This window comes from Kitasatospora humi (genome assembly GCF_020907985.1).
In the GTDB taxonomy this organism is placed as follows: domain Bacteria; phylum Actinomycetota; class Actinomycetes; order Streptomycetales; family Streptomycetaceae; genus Kitasatospora; species Kitasatospora humi.
In genome coordinates, this window is the sequence record NZ_JAJJPA010000006.1 from 1 (window position 1) to 18,234 (window position 18,234).

Consider the following 18,234-nt stretch of genomic DNA (forward strand, 5'->3'; position numbering starts at 1 on the left):
CTGATCGTTGAGGTGTCCTGGTGGCGCGCGGTGGAGTCCGTGGTGTTCTCCACGCCGGTGATGTTCTGGTGGTAGGCGAAGAACGACTTCTCCTGGAACAGCGGCACCAGCGGCGCCTGGAGGGCCAGCTCGTTCTGGATCGCGCCGAAGGGGGCGGCGGCCTGGGTGCGGTCCGTGGCGTGCAGCGTCTCGGGCACCAGCTTCTGGTCGATCTGCTCGTCGTCGAAGCCGTTGTGGAACGCGCCGCCGTCGGTCACCAGCGGGACCACGAAGTCGTCGGGGTCCGGGTAGTCGGCGCTCCAGCCGACCGTGTAGGCCTGGTAACTGCCGTCCTCCCAGCCCTTCTTGAAGGTGCTCCAGTCCTTCTCCTCGTTGACCGTCACCTGGAACAGCCCGCCGGCCTCCAGCTGCTTCTTGATCTCGGCGCCCTCGGCGCCCTGGGCGCGGGCCCGGGACCAGGTGAGGGTGAACTTGACCGGGGTGGGGATCTTGGCGGCCGCCAGGATCGCCTTGGCCTTGCCGACGTCCGGGTCGCCGTACTTGTCGAAGAAGGCGGTGTTGTGGTCGGCGATGCCGGCCGGGACCACCGAGTAGAGCGGCTGCACGGTGCGGGCGTAGACGTCGCGGGCCAGCGCCTGGCGGTCGAGCAGCTGGGCGACCGCCTGCCGGACGGCCTGCTGGCCCGCGGTCTGGTCCTTGGTGTTGAACACCAGGAACCGGGAGTCGCTGCTGTCGCCCTGGGTGACGTGGACGTCGCCCTTGCCGCCGCTCTGCTGGTCGGTGAGCAGCTGGGCGGCGACGTTCGGGTCCAGGCTGTTGTCGGTGAGGTCGACCTCGCCCTTGTCCAGCGCGGTCTTCAGCTCGTCCGGCTGGGTGTAGAAGCGGACGTCGAACTTCTTGTTCTGGACCTTCTGGTCGCCCTGGTACTTGGGGTTGACGGAGAGGCTGACCTTGCTGACCGCCTTCGCCGCGCCGCTGCCCGACTCGTCGACCGAGTCGATGGTGTACGGGCCGGAGCCGACCAGCTGGTTGTTGGGCAGCTCGTGGTCGGCGGGGAAGACCTGGTGGTCGACGATCGAACCGGCCGCGCTGGCCAGCTTGTCCGGGAGCACCGCGTCGGCCTGGGAGAGGTGGAAGACCACCTCGTTGTCGCCCTTGGCCTCGACCGACTTCACGGTGTCGAAGAGCGAGGACGGCCCGTTCTCGTCCTTGATCTTCATCATCCGGTCCATCGAGAACACCACGTCGGCGGAGGTCAGCGGGTGCCCGTTGGAGAACGTCAGGCCCTGGCGCAGCACGCAGTCGTAGGTCATCGCGTCGGAGCCGGTGAACTGGCAGGACTGCGCCGCGTCCGGGACCGGGACGGTGGCGCCGGCCGGGAACCGCAGCAGGCCCTGGAAGGTGTTCTCCAGGATCATCCAGGAGCCCAGGTCGTAGGCGCCGGCCGGGTCGAGGACGGAGGTGCTGTTGGTGGTGCCCAGGGTGATCGGACCGGAGCCACCACTGCTGCCGCCAGTGATCGAGCTGACGGAGCCGCAGCCGGCCACCGTGGTGGCGACCAGGGCCGCACAGCCCAGGGTCGCGAGTCGGCCGGGGGCGCGTCGTATGGCTGAAGTCATGCGTTCCTTCTCCGTGCGGTGGCCGGCCGAGGGCTGCCGGTGGGCAGCCGGGGCCGGGCCGCGGGTGGAGGCCGGTCGGAGGGCTGCCATGGCTTTCAGGACAGACCGCAGCAGCCTGCCACATCGCGGGCGGGCGGCCGACCGGTCGGCGGACACGCTTTCGCATCAAAGACCACCGCACTCGACGACTTGTCAGCTCTGTCCCGTTTTGCGGGGTACGACAGAGAGCTGACGCCGCGTCCAGGAGGTCGGAACGAGACGAGCGTCACACCCGGGCCGGGACCAGCGAGCGCAGCAGCTCCAGATCCAGCTCGGCGAGCGAGCCCAGCACCACCCGGCCGGGCGCGGCCGGCACCGGGGCCACCGAGGGCACCGCGACCACCGGGCAGCCGGCCGCCTCGCCGGCCTGCACCCCGAGCGGGGCGTCCTCGATCACCACGCAGCGCGCCGGGTCGGCCCCGAAGCGGGCGGCGGCCAGCAGGTACGGGTCCGGGTTGGGCTTGGTCCTGGCCACCTCGTCGCCGGCCACCGAGAAGGCGAAGGGGTGGTCGCCGAGGTTCTTCAGCACCAGGTCGATGATCCGCCGGTGCGAGGCGGAGACCAGGGCGGCCGGGATGCGGTTCTCGCGCAGCAGGGCGAGCAGCTCGGCGGCGCCGGGCATCAGCGGCGCGCCGCCGTCCAGCAGCTCGGTGAACCGGCCGTTGATCCGGTCGGCCAGCTCCTCGGGGCTCAGCCGCAGACCGGTGAGGCCGAGCAGGTAGTCGATCACCCTGGTCATCGGGCCGCCGACCAGCTGGGCCCGGTGGCTCTCGTCGAGCGGGTGGCCGAGTTCGGCGAAGAGCGAGGACTCCGCCTGCCACCAGAAGTCCTCGGTGTCGACCAGCGTGCCGTCCATGTCGACCAGCACCGCCTGCAGCCCGCTGGGACCGCCCTCGCCGAGGCTCGTGGTGGTGGTGTCGACGGTCGTCATGCGGCACTCCCCTTCGCTCGGCCCCCGTCGGGGGGACGGGGGCCATACAGCATACGCGCAGTTCAGCGAAGGGAGCGTGATCGGCGGGTTACCGCGCGTTGAAGTACTTCGCCTCCGGGTGGTGGATGACGATCGCGTCGGTGGACTGCTCGGGGTGCAGCTGGAACTCCTCGGACAGCACCACGCCGATCCGCTCGGGCTTCAGCAGCTCGGCGATCTTGGCGCGGTCCTCCAGCTCGGGGCAGGCGCCGTAGCCGAGCGAGAAGCGGGCGCCGCGGTACTTGAGGGCGAACATGTCGCGGACGTCCTGCGGGTCCTCGTCGCCGAAGCCGAGCTCGTAGCGCACCCGGGCGTGCCAGAACTCGGCCAGGGCCTCGGCGAGTTGCACGGACAGGCCGTGCAGTTCCAGGTAGTCGCGGTAGGCGTTGGCCTGGAACAGCTCGTTCGCGGCCCCGGAGACCCGGTTGCCCATGGTGACCACCTGGAAGCCGACCACGTCGCGCTCGCCGGACTCCTCGGGCCGGAAGAAGTCGGCCAGGCAGAGCCGCCGCCCGCGGCGCTGGCGCGGGAAGGTGAAGCGGGTGCGCTCGGTGGTGCCGTCCTCGCCGTAGACGATCAGGTCGTCGCCCTTGGCGGCGGCCGGGAAGTAGCCGTAGACCACGGCCGGCTCCAGCAGGCCCTCGGTCTGCAGCCGGTCCAGCCACATCCGCAGTCGCGGCCGGCCCTCGGTCTCCACCAGCTCCTCGTAGGACGGCCCCTCACCGGTGCGGGCCGCCTTCAGCCCCCATTGGCCCTTGAACAGCGCGTCCTCGTCCAGCCAGGAGGCGTAGTCGGCGAACGGGACGCCCTTGACGATCCGGTCGCCCCAGAACGGCGGGGTCGGCACCCGGTTGTCGACGGCCACGTCGGAGCGGATCTGGCCGAGGTTGACCTCCTCCGGCTCCACCGCCTCGACCCGGGCGTGCCGGCGCCGGCGCAGCTCGGGCAGGGCGGCGCCGGGCACACCGCGCTTGACCGCGATCAGCGCGTCCATCAGCCGCAGGCCCTCGAAGGCGTCCCGGGCGTAGCGCACCTCGCCCTGGTAGATCTCGTGCAGGTCCTGCTCGACGTAGGCGCGGGTCAGCGCGGCGCCGCCGAGGATCACCGGGAAGCGGGCGGCCAGCTTGCGCTGGTTGAGCTCCTCCAGGTTCTCCTTCATGATCACGGTGGACTTGACCAGCAGGCCGGACATGCCGATCACGTCGGCGTCGTGCTCCTGGGCGGCGTCCAGGATCGCCGAGACCGGCTGCTTGATGCCCAGGTTGACCACGGTGTAGCCGTTGTTGGACAGGATGATGTCGACCAGGTTCTTGCCGATGTCGTGGACGTCGCCCTTGACGGTGGCCAGCACGATGGTGCCCTTGCCCTCGTCGTCGGACTTCTCCATGTGCGGTTCCAGGTAGGCGACCGCACTCTTCATCACCTCGGCGGACTGCAGCACGAACGGCAGCTGCATCTGGCCGGAGCCGAACAGCTCGCCGACCACCTTCATGCCGTCCAGCAGCGTCTCGTTGACGATCTCCAGGGCCGGGCGCTGCGCCAGGGCCTCGTCCAGGTCGGCCTCCAGGCCCTTGCGCTCACCGTCGATGATCCGGCGCGCCAGGCGCTCGTCCAGCGGCAGGGCGGCCAGCTCCTCGGCCTTGGAAGCCTTGACGGAGGCCGAGCTGACGCCCTCGAACAGGGCCAGCAGGCGCTGCAGCGGGTCGTAGCCGTCGCGGCGGCGGTCGTAGACCAGGTCGAGGGCGGCCTCGCGCTGCTCCTCGGGGATCCGGGCGATCGGCAGGATCTTGGAGGCGTGCACGATCGCCGAGTCCAGCCCGGCCTGCACGCACTCGTGCAGGAAGACCGAGTTGAGCACCTGGCGGGCGGCCGGGGAGAGACCGAAGGAGATGTTGGACAGGCCCAGGGTGGTCTGCACGTTCGGGTGGCGGCGCTTGAGTTCGCGGATCGCCTCGATGGTCTCCAGGCCGTCGCGGCGGGACTCCTCCTGGCCGGTGGCCAGGGTGAAGGCCAGGCAGTCGATCAGGATGTCGTGCTCGGCGATGCCGTACTGGCGGCCGAGTTGCTCGATCAGCCGCTCGGCGATCGCCACCTTGGTCTCGGCGGTGCGGGCCTGGCCGTTCTCGTCGATGGTGAGCGCGACCAGTGCGGCGCCGTGCTCGCGGGCGAGCGCGGCGATCCGGCCGAACCGGCTGTCGGGGGCGTCGCCGTCCTCGTAGTTGACCGAGTTGAGCACCGCGCGGCCGCCGAGCATCTCCAACCCGGCCTCCAGCACGGCCGGTTCGGTGGAGTCCAGGACGATCGGCAGGGTGGAGGCGGTGGCCAGGCGGCCGGCGATCTCGCGCATGTCGGCGACGCCGTCGCGGCCGACGTAGTCCACGCACAGGTCCAGCAGGTGGGAGCCGTCGCGGATCTGGTCGCGGGCGATCTCCACGCAGGCCTGCCAGTCGCCGGCCAGCATCGCCTCGCGGAACTTCTTGGAGCCGTTGGCGTTGGTCCGCTCGCCGATCGCCAGGTACGAGGTGTCCTGGCGGAACGGCACCGGCTGGTAGAGCGAGGCGGCGGACGGCTCGGGCCTGGGCTCGCGGGCGGTGAGCGGGCGGCCCTGCACCCGCTCGACCACGTGGCGCAGGTGCTCGGGGGTGGTGCCGCAGCAGCCGCCGACCAGCGACAGGCCGTACTCGCGCACGAAGGTCTCCTGCGCGTCGGCCAGCTCGACCGGCGTCAGCGGGTAGTGCGCGCCGTCCTTGCCCAGCACCGGCAGACCGGCGTTGGGCATGCAGGACAGGCCGATCCGGGCGTTCTTCGACAGGTAGCGCAGGTGCTCGCTGTACTGCTCGGGGCCGGTGGCGCAGTTCAGGCCGATGTAGTCGATGCCCAACGGCTCCAGCGCGGTGAGCGCCGCGCCGATCTCGGAGCCGAGCAGCATCGTGCCGGTGGTCTCCACGGTGACGTGGACCGCCAGGACCAGGTCCACGCCGGCTTCGGCCATCGCCTGCTTGCTGCCCAGCACCGCGGCCTTGGTCTGCAGCAGGTCCTGGCTGGTCTCGATCAGCAGCGCGTCGGCGCCGCCGGCGATCAGGCCGGCCGCGTTCTGCCGGAAGCCCTCGCGCACGGTCGCGAAGGGGACGTGGCCCAGGGTCGGCAGCTTGGTGCCCGGGCCGATCGAGCCCAGCACCCAGCGGGTGCGGCCGTCGTCGTACGAATCGGCGACCTCGCGCGCGATCCGGGCACCGGCCTCGGACAGCTCGTGGATCCGGTCGGCGATGTCGTACTCGCCCAGCGCCGCGAAGTTCGCCCCGAAGGTGTTGGTCTCCACGCAGTCCACGCCGACCTCGAAGTACGCCTCGTGGACGGCGCGCACGATATCGGGGCGGGTCACGTTCAGGACCTCGTTGCAGCCCTCCAGGTCCTGGAAGTCCGCCAGCGTCGGGTTCTGCGCCTGCAGCATGGTGCCCATGGCACCGTCGGCGACGACCACTCGGCTGGCGAGGGCGGCTCGCAGGGCGTCCGCTCGGGACTGCTGGGCGGATACGGGGACACTGGTGGCCATGGGGCATCTCCCTGGGTGCGACGGCTGTCGGCTATGCGGCCCCCCGAACGGGGACGCACCCGGCCAGGGTATCCGGCTCAGCGGTCGGCGTCGCCAAGCGTCCCGTATGGTGAGCCGTCCGAGTGAGGGGGACGGATGTTCGTACCGGTGTTCCGGCAGGCCCGGGGGTGGATGGCCCGGCGTCGGCGGCGCCTGGCGGTGGTGGCGGCGGTGGTGGCCGCCCTGCTGGTGCTGCCGGTCGCGACGGCCGGCCTGACGCTGTGCCGGGCCGACAGCGGCGCGCCGTCCGGGCAGGCTCGCAGCCGTGGCCGGGACGCCGTCTGGCTGGGGCACGCCTGGGTGGACGGCCGCAAGGGGCCGGCCGACCTGGCGGGCCTGCCGCAGCTGCTGCGCGGCGGTGTCCGGGACGTCTTCGTGCACGCCGGGCCGCTGTCGGACGACGGCTCGCTGCCGGCCGACCGGTACCCGCAGGCGCGGCGGCTGGTGGACGCGGTGCACCGGGAGCTGCCCGGGGTGCGGGTGCAGGCATGGCTGGGTGACGTGGTGGCGCCCGAGAAGCCGGCGGGGCTGCACCTGGACGACCCGGCGGTGCGGGACCGGATCACCGCTTCGGCCGGCCAGGTGCTGGACGCCGGGTTCGACGGGGTGCACTTCGACCTGGAGCCGGTGCAGTCCGGCTCCCCCGGCTTCCTGGCGCTGCTCGACCAGGTGCACGCGGTGACGGCGGCCCGCGGCGCACCGCTCTCGGTGGCGGCGCCGCAGATCGACCCGCTTCCCCGACTGCACGCCGTGGCAGGCGCGTTGACCGGCCATCCCAAGTGGTGGTCGCAGGACTACTTCGGACAGGTGGCCCGCAGGGTCGAGCAGATCGCGGTGATGTCCTACGACACCGGGATGCCGCTGCCCTCGCTCTACGGCGGCTACGTCGCCCAGCAGACCGAGCTGGCACTCCGAGCCACCCCGGCAACCGTGGACCTGCTGATGGGCCTGCCCGCCTACGTCACCGACGACTGGGCGCACCACAGCTCGGCGGAGACGGTGCCGGCGGCGATCCGCGGGGTGCGGCTGGGACTGGACCGGCAGGCGCCGGGGCGGCAGGCCTTCGGGGTGGCCGTCTACGCCGACTTCTCGGCCAGCGAACAGGATTGGGCGTCCTATCGGCAGGACTGGTGCCTGAGTTGACCTACGCTGCCGAGCATGACCGATGACCTCTCGATGGTGTCGCCACGTCAGGACGCCGACGGCGGACGGGCGTACGAGGGCCTGACGTACGCCGAAGTGCGGGGCTTCAGGCCGCTGCTGCTGGATCTGCGCCTCCCACCGGGCCCCGGGCCCGCGCCGGTGGCGGTCTGGGTGCACGGCGGCGGATTCCAGTGGGGCGACCGGCGCTACCCGCTGGAGGCGATGGAGCCGGAGGCGTTCTGGCGGGCCGCGACCCGGGCCGGACTGGCGGTCGCCACCATCGACTACCGGCTCTCCGGCGAAGCCCGGTTCCCCGCTCAACTGGACGACGCTCAGGCCGCGTTGGCATTCCTGCGGCGCAATGCCGGGCAACTCGGGCTGGACCCGGGGCGGATCGGCTTGTGGGGCGAGTCGGCGGGCGGCGCGATCGCCGCGCTGGCCGCCTTCGCGGACGGCGGGGTGCGGGCGGTGGCCACCTGGTACGCGGTCACCGACATGGCGGTCCGCAACCCGCGGGAGGCCGACTCCTCGGAGGGCCGGCTGCTCGGCGGCCGCCCGGTGGACCTGCCCGAACTGGCCGGCCGGGCAAGCCCGGTGGCCCAGGTGCCGGCGGATCCGCCGCCCTTCCTGCTGCTGCACGGCACGGCCGACACCATCGCCGCCCCGGCCCACAGCGAGCTGCTGCACCAGGCGCTGCTGGCCGCCGGCGGACGGTCCGAGCTGGTGCTGGTGCCCGGCGCGCAGCACGCCTTCGACGGCTGGCCCGACGTACCGGGCCTGGTGGACCGCACGGTGGCCTTCCTTGCGGAGGAACTGGCCGGCTGACGTGCGGCGGGCCCGGCGGCACGGGAGCCGCCGGGCCCGCTCACCAGGGGTCAGCTGAAGTCGAGTTCGCCGGTGCGGGACCGCTTCAGCTCGAAGAACTTCGGGTAGCCGGCCAGCAGGCGGGCGCCGTCGAAGATCTTGAGGGCGTCCTCGCCACGCGGGATGGCGGTGAGCACCGGGCCGAAGAAGGCCACTCCGTCGATGTGGATGGTCGGGGTGCCGACGTCCTGGCCCACCGGGTCCATGCCCTCGTGGTGGCTGCGCTCGAGCGCCTCGTCCCACTCGGTGCTCTCTGCCGCGGCCGCCAGTTCGGCCGGCAGGCCGACCTCGGCGAGGGCCTCCTTGATCACCGTCTGGTAGTCCTTGTTGTCCTGGTTGTGGATCCGGGTGCCGAGCGCGGTGTAGAGGTCGCGCAGCACCTCCACGCCGTGCTGCTCGGCCGCGGCGATGCAGACCCGCACCGGGCCCCAGCCGCGCTGCAACAGGTCGCGGTACTGCTCGGGCAGGTCGTCACGCCCGGAGTTGAGCACCGACAGGCTCATCACCCTGAAGTTCAGGTCGAGGTCGCGGTGCTTCTCGACCTCCAGGATCCAGCGGGAGGTGATCCAGGCGAACGGGCAGATCGGGTCGAAGTAGAAGTCGACCTTGGTCGGGGTGGTCTGGTCGGAAGTCGTCATGCGGCCACGATAGTTCGATTCTCGTCGAATTTCGATGTCATTGCCGGATCCGGCGGCCGTCGTCGGCATCGCCGTGGCTCGCCAGCGCGCCGTCCGGCTCGGCGCCGGCCGCGGTGCGCGATGATCGGGGTGGGGGGTCGCGGCGAGGGGCGGCCATTGGGATCGGAGGGGCCATGGAACGCGAGCTGCTGGTGCTGTGGGACATCGACCACACCTTGATCGATGGCGGCACGGTGGCCAGGCGGGCCGTCGCCGCCGCCTTCCAACGCGCCACCGGGCTGCCGTTGACCCGGAGTTGGAGCTACTACGGCCGCACCGAGATGGCCGCCGGCACCGAGCTGCTGCGGGCCCACGGCCTGGCTCCGGACGACGGGCTGCTGACCGGCTACCTGGACCTGCTGGTGGCGGAGATGCAGGACCGGGCCGCCGACCTGGCCGACGAGGGCCACGCCCTGCCCGGCGCCCGCGAGGCGCTGCGCGCGCTGTCCGAGCTCGGCGGGGTGCGGCAGTCGGTGCTGACCGGCAACCTGCCGGTGCTGGCCGAACTGAAACTGGCGGCCTTCGACTTGACCGCATACCTGGACCTGCGCCTGGGCGCCTACGGTGACGACGCCTACGAGCGCACCGACCTGCCCGCCCATGCCTGGGCGCGGGCCGAGCGGGTGCTGGGCCGCCGGTTCCAGGGCGGCGACACGGTGATCGTCGGGGACACGCTGCGGGACGTGACGACCGCGCAGGCGGCGGGTGCCCGGGCGGTCGCGGTGGCCACCGGTGCCGTGTCGGCCGCCGACCTGGCGGCCGCGGGAGCCGATGTGGTGCTGCCCGACCTGCGGGACACCGCGGCGGTGCTGGCGGCCGTCACCGGGGGCTGAGGCGGGTGGGGGCCGGTGGAAATCCGGTTGCCGCGCGGCCCGGCAGGTGCTGGGGTGCGGGCATGGACAAGCAGCAGGTGCTGGAGCAGTACGACCGCGAGCTGCGCCGCGAGGTGGCACCGGACGGCCCGGGCGCGGTGGTCGACCGGGTCGGCGGCGTGGTCCGCCAGGACGGCGGCGAGCGCGGCTGGTCGGCCGTGCTCTGGTCCGACCTGGACGAGGCCGGGGTGGACGCCGCGATCGCCGAGCAGCTGCGCTACTTCGGCGAGCGCGGCCGGACCTTCGAGTGGAAGCACTACAGCCATGACCGACCGGCCGACCTGGCCGACCGGCTGCGCGCGGCCGGCCTGGTCGGTGAGGAGCCGGAGACCCTGATGGTGGCCGAGAGCGCCACCCAGGCGGTGCCGGTGGTGCTGCCGGACGGGGTGTGGCTGCGCACCGAGACGGACGAGGCCGGCATCCGACTGCTCGGCGAGGCGCAGGCCCGGGCCTTCGGCGAGGCGGACCGAACCGGGCGGATGGTGGACCAGCTGCTGGAGCGGCTCGCCGAGGCCCCCGGGGCGCTCAGCGTGGTGGTGGCGATGGCCGGGGACGAGCCGGTCAGCGGGGCCCGGATGGAGACGCTGCCCGGCGTCTCGTTCGCCGGCCTGTGGGGCGGCGGCACGGTGCCCGCCTGGCGCGGACGCGGGATCTACCGGGCGCTGGTCGCACACCGGGCGGCGCAGGCCGTCGCCCGCGGCTACCGCTACCTGCAGGTGGACGCCCGCGACACCAGCCGCCCGATCCTGGAGCGGCTCGGCTTCGCCGCACTGAGCGTCACCACGCCGTTCCGGTACGAGCCCTGAGGGGGGCGGCGGGGCAGTTGCCGAAGCCGGAACCCGAGGAGCATCAAAGCCCGTAGGCTGGGCAGGTAGGGTCCGTGGAACGAGGCGTTCCACGTGCGGAGGGAGACGCTGGGTGATCGAGCTGGAAGATGTTCCCGAGTTGATCGACCCGGTCATGGTCTGTGCCTTCGAGGGCTGGAACGACGCGGGCGATGCCGCCTCCACGGCGGTGGGCCATCTGGACGAGACCTGGGGCGGCAAGGTGTTCACCGCCCTGGATGCGGAGGACTATTACGACTTCCAGGTCAATCGGCCGACGATCTGGATGGACGGCAAGGTGCGGCGGATCACCTGGCCGACCACCCGGCTGTCGGTGGTGCGGGTGACGGAGCCGACCACCCGGGACTTGGTGCTGGTGCGCGGGATCGAACCCAGCATGCGCTGGCGGTCGTTCTGCAACGAGTTGCTCGCCCTGGCGCACGAGCTGGGCATCGAGCTGGTGGTGATCCTGGGCGCGCTGCTCGGCGACACTCCGCACACCCGCCCGGTGCCGGTCAGCGGGGTCACCTCGGACGCGGCCCTGGCCCGTCGGCTGGACCTGGAGGAGAGCCGCTACGAGGGACCGACGGGGATCGTCGGGGTGCTGCAGGAGGCGTTCACGCACGCGGGCGTGCCGGCCGTGACGCTCTGGGCCGCGGTGCCGCACTACGTGGCGCAGCCGCCCAACCCCAAGGCCAGCCTGGCGCTGCTGAACAAGCTGGAGGACTTGCTGGACCTGCGGATCCCGCCGGGCGAGCTGCCCGAGGATGCCCGGGCCTGGCAGCTGGGCGTGGACCAACTGGCCGCCGAGGACAGCGAGGTGGCCGAGTACGTGCAGCAGTTGGAGGAGGCGCAGGACACCGCGGAGCTGCCGGAGGCCAGCGGGGAGGCGATCGCCCGCGAGTTCGAGCGCTACCTGCGGCGGCGGGACAACCAGGGGCCCGGCGGCGAGAAGCCGAGCGGCGGCCGGGCCAGCACCGGGCGGTCGGGAGACGCCTCCGCACCCGGCGACGGCTCGGCCGAGGACGACGGCGAGGACCGGGGCGCCGACGGCAGGGACGACCCCTCACACGGCTGACGCTTCACACGGCTGACGCTCCGTCAGTTCGTCCGGGGCGGTCGACGGCCGGTGCCCGGACAGCCACCGGCCATCGACCGGGGCCGGTGCACCGGCCCGGAGCCTCCCCCGTCAAGGTCTGGACCAGCCGTCGGCTTACGGCAGGCCGCCGGTGGCCCGCCACCCGGGCCCCGCATCGGCCCGCCGCCGGACTTACCCTGGAAGTCCGGTAACCGGCAGTGGCCGAGGTGACGCCATGGTTGTCCTGGATGTGGTCGTCGGAGTGCTGGTCACAGTGGTAGTGCTCAGCGCGGTGCTGGCCGCTGCGAGCGTGCGGGTGGTCCAGCAGTGGCAGCGCGGGGTGGTGTTCCGGTTCGGCAAGGTCCGCGACCAGCTCCGCCCGCCGGGGCTGGTGGTGCTGATGCCGGTGGCCGACCGGCTGCGCCGGGTGAACGTGCAGATCGTCACCATGCCGGTGCCGGCCCAGGAGGGCATCACCCGGGACAACGTGACCGTCCGGGTCGACGCGGTGGTGTACTTCAAGGTGGTCGATCCGGTGAAGGCCACCGTCAATGTGCAGGACTACCAGTTCGCGATCTCCCAGGTCGCTCAGACCTCGCTGCGTTCGATCATCGGCAAGAGCGAGCTGGACGACCTGCTGGCCAACCGGGAGCCCATCAACCAGGGCCTGGAGCTGATGCTGGACAGCCCGGCGCTGGGTTGGGGCATCGAGATCGACCGGGTGGAGATCAAGGACGTCGCACTGCCCGAGTCGATGAAGCGCTCGATGGCCCGGCAGGCCGAGGCCGACCGTGAGCGGCGGGCCCGGATCATCACCGCGGACGGCGAGTACCAGGCCAGCAAGCAGCTCTCCGAGGCGGCCTCGATCATGAGCGCCACACCGGCCGCGCTCCAGCTCCGGCTGCTGCAGACGGTGGTGGAGGTGGCCGCCGAGAAGAACTCCACGCTGGTGCTGCCGTTCCCGGTCGAGCTGCTGCGGTTCCTGGACAGCGCGAGCCAGGCCCAGGTGGAGAACGCCCGGGCCCGGATCGCGGAGGTCCGGGACCAGGTCGAGGAGGCGCGGGAACAGGTCGAGGAGGCCCGGGGCGAGGCCGAGGAGGCGCGCGAGCAGGTCGAGGAGGCCCGGGGCGAGGCCGAGGAGGCGCGGGAACAGGCCGAGGAGGCCCGGGGCGAGGCCGAGCGGCCCCGGGTTCAGGCCGACGGGGTCGCTCCGGCCGTGCCACCCGTCGACGAGGCCCCGCCGCCCGCCCCGGTGGAGGCGCCGTCGGTGGACGCTCCCCCGCCGCTGGACGCCGCCAGGCCCGGGCCGCGCCGGTAGTAGGCGCTCCCAGCGATCCAGTACCAGGCCATCGGCAGCAGTCCGACGGCCAGCCCGCCCAGCCCGATGGCCAGCTGGGCGCCCGGCAGGGTGCGGCAGTTCTCCACGAACAGGAAGGCCATGAAGACCGCCCCGGACAGCGGCCAGACCCCGATGAACACGGCATTGGCCACCGAGCGGAGCACCAGCCTGCGGTATGCGACCACCACCGCCAGGCCGGCCAGCGCGTAGTAGACCGAGATCTGCAGGCCGATCGCGGCCACCGCGTCGGCGAGGATCCTGCTGACCGAGCCCAGCGCGTTGGAGCCGACGAACAGCCCCAGCGACACCACGACCACCACGGCCAGCGCCACCCAGGGCGTCTGCCAGCGCCGGTGGGCCAGCCCGAAGACGCCCGGCACGGTGCGGTCCCGGCCCATCGCGAAGAGCGAGCGGGTCACCTGGATCAGCGTGGTCTCCAGAGTGGCGATGGTGGAGAGCATCACCGCCAGCACCATGACCTTGCCCCCGGCGCCCGGCCAGACCGTGTCGCCCAGGGTGGTGAGGAACGGCGGCGCGTCCTTGGCCGTGAGGTCCTGCTGACTGATGATCAGGTTGACCGCGATGGTGACGATCTCGAAGAGCGCGAACACCCCGAGCACCCCGACCAGTCCGCCGACGCCGGAGTTGCGACGGCTGTCGGTGGTCTCCTCGCTGAGGTTGGCCGTGACGTCCCAGCCCCAGAAGTAGAAGGCGGCGACGAGCGCGGCCGCCGCGAACCCCTTGACCCCGCCGAAGTGCCCGAAGCCCCACAGCCAGCTCCAGGAGAACCGGGCCGCGTGCCCGCCGTGCACCAGCGCCGCGATGCCGAAGGCGGCCAGGATCGCGACCTCCACTCCCGTCATGATCCACTGCGCCCTGGCGGTGATCCGGGCGCCGAGCAGCACCAGGCCGGCCATCACCAGGAAGCAGCCGGCCCCGACCCCGGTGGCCGCCCAGGTGTCGCGCGACAGCGAGTCCGAGAACAACGACAGGGTGTACTGCCCGGCCGGCAGCGAACCGGCCACCATGAAGATGGTCGCCGAGACGACCAGCGACCAGCCGGCCAGGAAGCCCAGCGCGGGGTGCAGCGCCCGGCCGACCCAGGAGTAGCTGGCGCCGGCGTTGACGTCCAGGCGGCCCAGGTAGTTGAAGGCCCAGGCGATGCCGAGCATGGGTATGGCGCACCAGAGCAGCGCGGCCGGGCCTACCAGCCCGGCCGCGCCCGCCAGGACGGCGGTGGTGGAGGCCAGTGAGTAGGCGGGCGCGCTGCCGGCCACCGCCATCACGACGGTGTCTGCGGCGCCGAGGACATCGGCCCTCAGGCCGCCTCGCTGACCGGCCTGAGACGTTCTGGGTGCTTGCGGCACGGGACCACCCTCCGGATCAAGGAGCGGCGAAAGTGGCCCATATGCTGGCGGCTGCCGTGTGACGGAGGCAATGCCCGTGACGGAACGAATCCGTCCGGACGACCGATCGCACGCATTCCGCGGCCCGACTGCTGTTCGGCCACGGAATCCGCAGGCCCGATGCGAAGGGGCCGTCGATCCGGTGTCGGATCGACGGCCCCTCGCCTGACAGCCTGCCAGTTGCCCTTACAGCGCGACACCCAGTAGGGCGTCCACGGTGCGCGAGACCAGGCCCGGCGCCCCGGTGTCGGTGCCGCCCTCGGCGGTCTGGGTGGCGGCCCAGCGGTCCACGGCGGCCAGCGCGGCGGGCGCGTTCAGGTCGTCGGCGAGCGCGGCGCGCACCTCGGCGAGCAGCGCCTCGGCCGACGGGCCGTCCGGGCGGGAGACCGCGGCCCGCCAGCGGGCCAGCCGCTCGACGGCCGCGTCCAGGACCTCCTTGGTCCACTCCCAGTCGCTGCGGTAGTGCCGGGAGAGCAGCGCCAGGCGGATCGCCGACGGGTCGACGCCCTCGCGGCGCAGCGCCGAGACGAAGACCAGGTTGCCGCGGGACTTGGACATCTTGTGCCCGTCCAGGCCCACCATCCCGGCGTGCACGTAGGCCCGCGCGAACGGGTGGACGCCGGTGGCCGCCTGGGCGTGCGCGGCGCCCATCTCGTGGTGCGGGAACGACAGGTCGCTGCCGCCGCCCTGGATGTCGAAGCCCATGTCCAGGTATTCCAGCGCGATGGCCACGCACTCGATGTGCCAGCCGGGGCGGCCGTGGCCGAGCTCGGTGTCCCAGGCGGGCTCACCCGGGCGGGCCGAGAGCCAGAGCAGCGCGTCCAGCGGGTGGCGCTTGCCCGGGCGGTCCGGGTCGCCGCCGCGCTCGGCGAAGACCGGCAGCATCTGCTCCCGGGTCAGCCCCGAGACCTCGCCGAAGTGCGGGTCGGCCTCGACGGAGAAGTAGATGTCGCCGTCCAGCTCGTACGCGGCGCCGCACGCGAGCAGCTTCTTGACCAGCGGGACGATCCACGGGATCGACTCGACCGCGCCGATGTACTGGGCCGGCGGCAGGATCCGCAGGGCGGTCATGTCCTCGCGGAACAGCGCCGTCTCGCGCTCGGCCAGCTTCGTCCAGTCCTGACCGGTGGCGACCGCGCGCTCCAGCAGCGGGTCGTCCACGTCGGTCACGTTCTGCACGTAGTGGACGCGGTACCCCGCGTCCCGCCAGACCCGCTGGATCAGGTCGAAGGCGTTGTAGGTGGCGGCGTGGCCCAGGTGGGTGGCGTCGTACGGGGTGATGCCGCAGACGTAGATGCGGGCGGTGTCGCCCTCGGGCACCAGCTCCCGGACGGTTCCGGTGGCGGTGTCGTGGACGCGGAGCGGGAGTCCCTGACCGGGTAGGGCGGGAACCTCGGAAGCGGGCCAGGCATGCATGGAAAGGACTCTAACCTTCCGATCATTTGAGAGGCTAACCAGTCAGCAGAATCGGCTGAAACGAACAGCCTCGATCATGAAGGTCACGAGGGCGGGAATAAATTCCCGGCCCGGGCGCCGATGTGACTAGACCGGCGGCCAGGGGATCGACGGCCAGTCGTCCGAGGGCACCGGGTGCCTGCGGCTGCGCAGCAGCTCGGCGGTGCGCTCCCGAGCGGCCGTCAGCTCAGCGGCCGTCAGGTGCTCGGCGAGCCGGGCCCCCAGTGCACCGTCCAGCTCGGCGGCCAGCCGGCCGAGCACCTCCACCGCCTCCTCGGTGAGCGGCTGGTCCGCCCAGCCCCAGAGCAGGGTGCGCAGCTTGCCGGTGGTGGCGAAGGTCACCCCATGGTCAATGCCGTAGAGCCGGCCGTCGGCCGCCGGCAGCAGGTGGCCGCCCTTGCGGTCGGCGTTGTTGAGCACCGCGTCCACCACCGCCAGTCGGCGCAGGCGCTCGTCGTCGGCGTGCACCAGCAGCGCCCGGCGGCCCCCGCCCACCTCGGCCTCGACGATCGGCAGCCAGCCCGGCTCGGGACCGCTCGGGTCCTGCAGTGCCAGCAGCGGGGCGGCCCGCTGGTCGGGTTCCACCCAGATCTGCACCATCCCCGGGCCGAACGGCCCCTCCCGCAGCACGGTCGGCGGTATCAGCGGCCAGCCGGTGGCCGCCGCCAGCTCGTACGCCGCCACCTCGCGGCCGGCCAGCGTGCCGTCCGGGAAGTCCCAGAGCGGGCGCTCGCCACGGACCGGCTTGTAGACGCAGCAGGCGGTCACGCCGTTCAGCGTGCTGGAGCAGTAGAGGACGGCGTTGGAGGCATCGGTGAGCTGCCCGTGCACGATGAGCTCGCCGGAGCGCAGCAGCTCCAGGGCGGCCGGCACGTCGGCGGCCAGCGCGGCGGCGGTCACCGGGTCGACGTCGGGTATCCCGGCCGCCGGCAGGTCGGCCGCGGTCCCGGGGGTGTCCTGGTTGGTGTTCAGCGCTTGTAACCGTTCTGGCGCGGGCACAGGTGGCCCTCGGGGTCGAGCGGAAGGTTGCAGAACGGACAGGGCTTGCGCCCCGCCGCCACCAGGTCCAGCGCGCGCTTGGCGAACACCCGGGCCATCGCCCCGGTCAGCCGCACCCGCAGCAGGTCCGGACCGTTCTCCTCGTCATCGAAGGCCAGCTCGACGGCCTCGTCGTCCTCGGCGTCCTCCAGCACCGCCTGCGCCTCGACCACCAGGATGCCGTCGCTGGCGTCCCAGGCCAGCGCCATGGTGCCGACCCTGAACTCCTGCTCCAGCGGCAGGTCCAGCGGCGCGGTGTCGATCAGCTCCGTCGGCGCGACCGCCGGGATCGGCGCCTGGCCGCCGCTGCGGCGCAGCGCCTCGTCCAGCACCTCGTCGACCCGCTCGGCGAGCGCCGCCACCTGTGTCTTCTCCAGCAGCACACTGGTGATCCGGCCGCGCGCACTGGCCTGCAGGAAGAACGCCCGCGAGCCGGGTTGGCCGACGGTGCCGGCCACGAACCGCTCGGGCTGGTCGTAGAAGAAGACCTGTCGGGGCACTCTCTCGCTCCGGTGGTGTGAAGAACAGTGTCTTAGACGGGCTACGGGTGCGCTTTCACCCTACGGCGTCCGCACCCGTGGAGCCGCCGACCACGGCGTCGCCGGTGCTCGCGCCGGACGGCTTGGGACGCAGGCCGGAGAGGTCCCCGGTGTCGCCCATCCGCAGCAGGAACGGCCGCAGCGGGGTGTAGCGGATCGCGGTGACCGAGGCGGGGTCCACGTTGATCCGCTGGAAGTGGTCCAGGTGCAGGCCGAGCGCGTCGGCCACGATCGCCTTGATCACGTCGCCGTGGGTGCAGGCCAGCCACACCGCGTCCGGCCCGTGCTCGGCGGCGATCTTCTCGTCCCACTCCCGGGCCGCCGCCACCGTGCGGTGGCTGAGCGCCCGCAGCGACTCGCCGCCCGGAAAGGCCGCGGCCGACGCGTGGTCCTGCACCGTGCGCCAGAGCGGCTCGGTGGCCAACTCGCGCAACGGGCGCCCGGTCCACTCCCCGTAGTGGCACTCGCCCAGCCGGTCGTCCACGGTCGGCTCGCCCAACTCGGGCCGGGCCGCCAGCAGCGGCTCCAGGGTCTGGCGGCAGCGCTCCAGCGGGCTGCTGACCGCGAGCGCCAGCGGCACCCCGGCCAACCGCTCGACCAGCTCGGCGGCCTGGGCCCGGCCGGTCCCGTCCAAGTCCACTCCCGGGGTCCAACCCGCGAGGATCCCGGCTGAGTTCGCGGTCGACCGGCCATGGCGTACCAGCAGCAGTGTGGGCATGCCCCCAGCCTAGACGGTGGCCGCGAGCCGCTCCCGACCCCGGGCGGTCCCGGCGGTCAGA

Annotated in this window: 14 protein-coding genes and 1 pseudogene; 6 read left to right on the forward strand and 9 right to left on the reverse strand. The window is 72.5% G+C overall.

The features are described from left to right. From LN042_RS08195 to metH, 3 genes are all read right to left on the reverse strand, one after another. Positions 1 to 1,619 (reverse strand): ABC transporter substrate-binding protein (locus LN042_RS08195; protein WP_230049951.1); only part of this gene is annotated, 1,619 nt, incomplete at its 3' end. 265 nt (positions 1,620 to 1,884) lie between these two features. Further along, a complete protein-coding gene (locus LN042_RS08200) occupies positions 1,885 to 2,589 on the reverse strand; it encodes an HAD family hydrolase (RefSeq protein ID WP_230049953.1) in 705 nt (234 codons plus the stop codon). An 88-nt stretch (positions 2,590 to 2,677) separates the two neighbouring features. Beyond that, the gene (gene metH / locus LN042_RS08205; RefSeq protein WP_230049955.1) at positions 2,678 to 6,181 is read right to left on the reverse strand and encodes a methionine synthase; all 3,504 of its coding nucleotides are present in this window, start codon (positions 6,179 to 6,181) and stop codon (positions 2,678 to 2,680) included. 135 nt (positions 6,182 to 6,316) lie between these two features. Here metH and LN042_RS08210 point away from each other — a divergent pair, with 135 nt between their 5' ends. Together LN042_RS08210 and LN042_RS08215 are read left to right on the forward strand one after the other, a co-directional pair. Continuing rightward, complete coding sequence (locus LN042_RS08210; RefSeq protein WP_230049957.1) at positions 6,317 to 7,363, forward strand: glycoside hydrolase family 18 protein; 1,047 nt, start codon at positions 6,317 to 6,319, stop codon at positions 7,361 to 7,363. Positions 7,364 to 7,378: 15 nt separating this feature from the next. After that, the gene (locus LN042_RS08215; protein ID WP_230049959.1) at positions 7,379 to 8,188 is read left to right on the forward strand and encodes an alpha/beta hydrolase; all 810 of its coding nucleotides are present in this window, start codon (positions 7,379 to 7,381) and stop codon (positions 8,186 to 8,188) included. A 50-nt stretch (positions 8,189 to 8,238) separates the two neighbouring features. Here LN042_RS08215 and LN042_RS08220 read toward each other — a convergent pair whose 3' ends face one another. Further along, positions 8,239 to 8,865, reverse strand: coding sequence for a mycothiol-dependent nitroreductase Rv2466c family protein (locus LN042_RS08220; RefSeq protein WP_230049961.1), 627 nt, complete (start codon positions 8,863 to 8,865; stop codon positions 8,239 to 8,241). Positions 8,866 to 9,038: 173 nt separating this feature from the next. On the opposite strand from LN042_RS08220, the gene LN042_RS08225 reads away from it, so the two are divergent. From LN042_RS08225 to LN042_RS08240, 4 genes and pseudogenes are all read left to right on the forward strand, one after another. Continuing rightward, positions 9,039 to 9,737, forward strand: coding sequence for an HAD family hydrolase (locus tag LN042_RS08225; protein ID WP_230049963.1), 699 nt, complete (start codon positions 9,039 to 9,041; stop codon positions 9,735 to 9,737). Positions 9,738 to 9,799: 62 nt separating this feature from the next. Further along, entirely contained in the window at positions 9,800 to 10,582 is a 783-nt protein-coding gene (locus tag LN042_RS08230) for a GNAT family N-acetyltransferase (protein WP_230049965.1), read from the forward strand. 112 nt (positions 10,583 to 10,694) lie between these two features. Beyond that, on the forward strand, positions 10,695 to 11,678 hold the full coding sequence (locus LN042_RS08235) for a PAC2 family protein (RefSeq protein WP_230049967.1): 984 nt from the start codon (positions 10,695 to 10,697) through the stop codon (positions 11,676 to 11,678). A gap of 235 nt (positions 11,679 to 11,913) precedes the next feature. Next, positions 11,914 to 12,891, forward strand: a pseudogene (locus tag LN042_RS08240) (slipin family protein); the annotation flags it as partial. Here the strand turns inward: LN042_RS08240 and LN042_RS08245 are convergent. The 5 genes from LN042_RS08245 to LN042_RS08265 all read right to left on the reverse strand — a co-directional run bounded on the left by LN042_RS08245 (position 12,870) and on the right by LN042_RS08265 (position 18,173). Then, positions 12,870 to 14,300: an APC family permease gene (locus LN042_RS08245; protein WP_308191780.1), complete on the reverse strand. Its 1,431-nt coding sequence runs from the start codon at positions 14,298 to 14,300 to the stop codon at positions 12,870 to 12,872. The pseudogene LN042_RS08240 and the gene LN042_RS08245 sit on opposite strands and share 22 nt — an antisense overlap. Positions 14,301 to 14,609: 309 nt before the next feature. Further along, the gene (gene mshC, locus LN042_RS08250) at positions 14,610 to 15,839 is read right to left on the reverse strand and encodes a cysteine--1-D-myo-inosityl 2-amino-2-deoxy-alpha-D-glucopyranoside ligase (RefSeq protein WP_230049971.1); all 1,230 of its coding nucleotides are present in this window, start codon (positions 15,837 to 15,839) and stop codon (positions 14,610 to 14,612) included. 126 nt (positions 15,840 to 15,965) lie between these two features. Beyond that, positions 15,966 to 16,763, reverse strand: a complete 798-nt coding sequence (locus tag LN042_RS08255; RefSeq protein WP_249800803.1) for an SCO1664 family protein — start codon at positions 16,761 to 16,763, stop codon at positions 15,966 to 15,968. A gap of 83 nt (positions 16,764 to 16,846) precedes the next feature. Beyond that, positions 16,847 to 17,416: a DUF3090 domain-containing protein gene (locus LN042_RS08260; RefSeq protein ID WP_230049973.1), complete on the reverse strand. Its 570-nt coding sequence runs from the start codon at positions 17,414 to 17,416 to the stop codon at positions 16,847 to 16,849. A 55-nt stretch (positions 17,417 to 17,471) separates the two neighbouring features. Beyond that, on the reverse strand, positions 17,472 to 18,173 hold the full coding sequence (locus LN042_RS08265; RefSeq protein WP_230049975.1) for a histidine phosphatase family protein: 702 nt from the start codon (positions 18,171 to 18,173) through the stop codon (positions 17,472 to 17,474). Between the last annotated feature and the right edge of the window lie 61 nt (positions 18,174 to 18,234).

Bases quoted from the DNA above. Each gene is read 5' to 3' on its own strand.
- LN042_RS08200 (WP_230049953.1), bottom strand. From the start codon at position 2,589: ATGACGACCGTCGACACCACCACCACGAGCCTCGGCGAGGGCGGTCCC.
- metH (WP_230049955.1), bottom strand. From the start codon at position 6,181: ATGGCCACCAGTGTCCCCGTATCCGCCCAGCAGTCCCGAGCGGACGCC.
- LN042_RS08210 (WP_230049957.1), top strand. From the start codon at position 6,317: ATGTTCGTACCGGTGTTCCGGCAGGCCCGGGGGTGGATGGCCCGGCGT.
- LN042_RS08215 (WP_230049959.1), top strand. From the start codon at position 7,379: ATGACCGATGACCTCTCGATGGTGTCGCCACGTCAGGACGCCGACGGC.
- LN042_RS08220 (WP_230049961.1), bottom strand. From the start codon at position 8,865: ATGACGACTTCCGACCAGACCACCCCGACCAAGGTCGACTTCTACTTC.
- LN042_RS08225 (WP_230049963.1), top strand. From the start codon at position 9,039: ATGGAACGCGAGCTGCTGGTGCTGTGGGACATCGACCACACCTTGATC.
- LN042_RS08230 (WP_230049965.1), top strand. From the start codon at position 9,800: ATGGACAAGCAGCAGGTGCTGGAGCAGTACGACCGCGAGCTGCGCCGC.
- LN042_RS08245 (WP_308191780.1), bottom strand. From the start codon at position 14,300: ATGGCGGTGGCCGGCAGCGCGCCCGCCTACTCACTGGCCTCCACCACC.
- mshC (WP_230049971.1), bottom strand. From the start codon at position 15,839: ATGCATGCCTGGCCCGCTTCCGAGGTTCCCGCCCTACCCGGTCAGGGA.
- LN042_RS08265 (WP_230049975.1), bottom strand. From the start codon at position 18,173: ATGCCCACACTGCTGCTGGTACGCCATGGCCGGTCGACCGCGAACTCA.